Source organism: Streptomyces sp. IBSBF 3136, from assembly GCF_036815105.1.
GTDB lineage: Bacteria > Actinomycetota > Actinomycetes > Streptomycetales > Streptomycetaceae > Streptomyces.
In genome coordinates this window covers 1-3,844 of the sequence record NZ_JAJSZC010000386.1, presented here as the reverse complement: position 1 = coordinate 3,844, position 3,844 = coordinate 1, and the positions used below count along the sequence as shown (strand labels likewise).

At 72.5% G+C, this 3,844-nt stretch carries 3 protein-coding genes; all 3 read left to right on the top strand.

All coding sequences use genetic code 11. The features are described 5' to 3' along the window. The first annotated feature begins 164 nt into the window (after nt 1–164). Nucleotides 165–1,934: a Mu transposase C-terminal domain-containing protein gene (locus V7E45_RS39215; RefSeq protein ID WP_333779068.1), complete on the top strand. Its 1,770-nt coding sequence runs from the start codon at nt 165–167 to the stop codon at nt 1,932–1,934. Beyond that, nucleotides 1,928–2,935, top strand: coding sequence for an ATP-binding protein (locus V7E45_RS39210; protein ID WP_333779067.1), 1,008 nt, complete (start codon nt 1,928–1,930; stop codon nt 2,933–2,935). The genes V7E45_RS39215 and V7E45_RS39210 overlap by 7 nt, the downstream gene beginning before the upstream one ends. A 125-nt stretch (nt 2,936–3,060) precedes the next feature. Then, nucleotides 3,061–3,762: a TniQ family protein gene (locus tag V7E45_RS39205; RefSeq protein ID WP_333779066.1), complete on the top strand. Its 702-nt coding sequence runs from the start codon at nt 3,061–3,063 to the stop codon at nt 3,760–3,762. The last annotated feature ends 82 nt before the right edge of the window (nt 3,763–3,844 follow it).

Below are 3,844 nucleotides of genomic sequence, written 5' to 3'. Positions count from 1 at the left end.
TGGGCTCGTATATTTTTAAATGAGACGGGGGCGGGCCGGGCGCGGCAGGTCCGCCGCGGGCGGAGTACGACCCGCGGACGCGGACGCTGGCGCAGCGTGAGGAGGCGAAGGCGGCTGAGCTGTCGGCGGCCGGCCTGGCCGCCAGTGTGGTGACGGTGCGGCGGATGCGGGCCCGCTACCGCCGGGAGGGGGTGTGGGGGCTGGTGGACCACCGGGCCACCCGGCCGCGGAGCACGCTGGGGCGTGCGGACGAGCGGGTGGTGGCCGCCCTGCGGGAGGTTCTGGAGACGGGGCGGGAGCGCTCCAGCGGGACGCTGGGGCGGCTTCGGGTGTACACCGGGCGGTTGCTGGCCGAGCGGTACGGGGAGGGGGTGGTGCCGCTGCCTCCGGCTGCGACGTTCAACCGGCTCGTGCACGCTCTCGCCGACGGGCGCGGGTTGCTGGGCAGTGCGCGCCAGCGTCGCTGGCGCTCAGCGAGGCCGGCTCCCCCGTTCGTCCCGACGACGGTGATGGCGCCGGGTGAGCTGGTGATGTTGGACAGCACGGTGCTGGATGCCTTCGTGGTGCTCGATGACGGGGTGGTGGAGCGTCCGGAGCTGACCATCGCGCTGGATGTGGCCACCCGCACCATCTGTGCGGCCGTGCTGCGTGCGAAGGGGACCCGCAGCGTGGACGCGGCGCAGTTGCTGGCGCAGATGGTGGTTCCGGCGCCGATGCGGCCCGGCTGGGTGGAGGCGCTGGCGATGGAACATTCGGTGGTGCCCTACGAGCGGCTGCTGAGCGTGGATGCCCGGCTGGAGGGCGCGGCGGCGCGGCCGGTGATCATCCCGCAGACCGTCGTGGTCGACCAGGGCAAGGTGTTCGTCTCGTCGTCGTTCATCGCCGCCTGCGAGTCGCTGGGTATTTCCGTGCAGCCCGCGCCGCCGGGCAACGGGCCGGCCAAGGGGCATGTGGAGCGCACCTTCTCCTCGATCAACACGCTGTTCGTGCAGCACGTGGCCGCCTACACGGCTTCGTACACCGGCGAGCGGGGCAAGGGCGCCCAGGGTGAGGCGGTGTGGACGCTGGCTCAGCTGGACGACCTGCTGCAGGAGTGGATCATCTGCGGGTGGCAGGAGCGCGAGCACGACGGGCTGCGGCACCCGATGCTGCCCCGCTGTGCGCTGTCGCCGAATGAGATGTGGGCGGCGCTGGTCGCCGTGTGCGGGTACGTTCCGGTGCCGCTGGGCCGCGAGGACTACATCGAGCTGATGCCCGTCAAGCGGCAGAAGATCAACGACTACGGCATCCGCATCGACTACCGCACCTACGACCACACGGTCCTCAACCCCTACCGCGGCGAGCGCTCGCCGGCGGCGGACGGCCTGTGGGAGATCCACTACAACCCGCACGCGCCCGGCCAGGTCTGGGTGCGCCTGCCGAAGCCTGACCAGCCACGCGGATATGGGTGGGAGGCGGTGCCGTGGATCCATCACACTCTGGTCAGCGCCCCGTTCACCGACTTCACCTGGCAGCACATCAAGCGCACCGTCGCCCGGCGCGCACAGCGCACCCAGCACGAACACGACCTGGCGCTCGCCCTGCGCGAGCTGCTGGAACGCGCCGCCGCCGGGCACGGCACCCACCGGGAGAAGGTCGTCGCCGCCCGCGCCCGCACCGCCGCAACCGACGGTGCGGTGTGGGGGATCCTGTACGGCCGGCAGCCGGAAGCGGAAGCCGAGGAGCCCGAGGACGACGAGGTGTTCGGCGACAGCCAGGACGACAAGGAGCTCGAGCTCCTGACCGACGACGACGGCGCCCTGAGGATCTGGCCGGCGGAACCCGCACCACCGGGCGACTGCCCCGCCGGCCCGGTCCAGGAAGCCGGCGTGCCTGCACCGCGGCGTCCCGCGGTCACGGTCTACGACCCCTTCGAGGAATCCCTGCGATGGTGAGCCCGATCTCCCACGAGGCCGTCGGGTTCGTCCCGCCGGCTCCTGCGACCGTATGGCAAGGCTGGGACGCCTTCGTCCACCGGGCGCCGGCGCCGGCGCGCGACGCCGACGACCCCGCGTGGACCCAGACGGAGCGCGAGGACTACCACTCCGAACTCGCCGTCATGCGCACCCCGGCCATGGACAGCGTCTTCACCGCCGTACGCCGGCTGCTGCTGGTCAACCGCCGCCAGCAGGCCGGCGCCCGCCGCGGTCTGATCATCTCCGGGCCGGCCACGACGGGGAAGACCACCACGATGATGGCGCTCGGGCGGTCCTTCCAGCTGGCCGACGCCCGCCAGCATCCCGGCCAGGACGGCAGAAGGCCGGTGCTGTTCATCAGCGTGCCGCCGGCCGCCACCCCGAAGATGCTCGTCAGCGAATTCGCCCGGTTCCTCGGCATGCCCCTCACCGACCGCCTCAACCAGACCCAGATCACCGGCGCCGTGTGCGACCTGCTGTGCGAGCTGGGCACCCAGCTCGTCCTCATCGACGACGTCCACCTCCTGGACACCCAGCGGCGCGCCGGTGCGGAAACCTCCGACCAGCTGAAGTACCTCGGCGAACGCATCCCGGCCACCTTCGTGTACTCCGCGATCGACGTCGAGACCTCATCCCTGCTCACCGGCGTGCGCGGGGCGCAGCTCGCCGGCCGCTTCAAGATCTTCCGCCACCGCCCGCTGGCGTATGCCACCGACCACGACCGGGCCGTCTGGGACGACCTCGTGGGGGCCATGGAGAATCTGCTGAGGCTGCGCGCGCACCGGCCCGGAACGCTGGTCAAGCACGCCGCCTACCTCCATGCCCGCACCGCGGGACGGATCGGCAGCCTCTCCCACCTCATCCGCGAATCCGCCCTGATCGCCCTCACCGAAGGCACCGAGCGGCTCACCAAGCAGCTGCTGAGCGAGGTCGAGCTCGACGCGGCGGCCGAAGCCCAGGCCCGCCCCCGCCGGGCATAGTGCGCGCGCAGATGGCACCCCAGCACCCGCTCCGTGCGAGCGCCGGCAGCACGGCCGGCGGTGGGCAACGAACGGCCGCGTCCGGTGTTTGCGTCACGGCGCTGGCCGGCGGTGCTGCCGGACGCGTGGCACCGCTGCGCGGGGAACTCACCCTGTCGTTTTTGAACCGGCTCGCCGCCCGCTACCACCTCGGTCTGCGGGACCTGCTCACCGCCGTCACCGAGACCGACGGCCGGCAGAACGTCGCCGGGCTGCTGTTCCCGGACAGCGAGATCCACCTCAACGCCCAGGCCCGCGAGCGGGTGGGCGTCCTCGCCCGCGTTCCGGCGGCGGTGCTCAAGGGCGCGCTGCCGGCGTGGACGCGGGCGGAACCGCACGCGCGCCACCCGGGCGGCCCGGCCGGCCGGCTGACCCGCGGCGAGGAAGCCGTCGCCCCGTGGGGACCCGCCTGCCCCGCCTGCTGCGCGGCGCGCACCGGCCGCCGTGTGCCCGCCCGCCGGTACCTGACCCCCCAGGAGCGGGTCTGCGCACGCCACCGGTACTGGCTGCTGTTCCTGCCCGGAACCAGCGGCCTGCCCGTGCCCCTTGAGCGGTGCCCGGAAGTGACCGACGCCCAGCGGCGGCATGTCCGGCTGCTGCGCCGCTCCCCCACCGGAGCGCAGGCCTTCGAGGTCGCCCGCGCCCTCACCAGCCTTTGGTGGGAGCAGCCCTGGCCTGAGAAGGAACAGCGGTGGCCGGCCCGTCTCGAGACGACGCGTCCCGAGGATGCCGATCCGGGCTGGTGGAAGGTGGCCGCCCGCGATCTGATCACCGGGGCCTCCCCCTGAGTGGTGGACATGCTGATACTGGATTTGCTTGATCCGGAGGAAGCGAGAACACCGCCGATGGCGATGAGGGACTACTCGGACG

Excerpts from the sequence above, each read along its gene's own strand:
- V7E45_RS39215 (WP_333779068.1), top strand. The coding sequence starts at position 165 with ATGCGGGCCCGCTACCGCCGGGAGGGGGTGTGGGGGCTGGTGGACCAC.
- V7E45_RS39210 (WP_333779067.1), top strand. The coding sequence starts at position 1,928 with ATGGTGAGCCCGATCTCCCACGAGGCCGTCGGGTTCGTCCCGCCGGCT.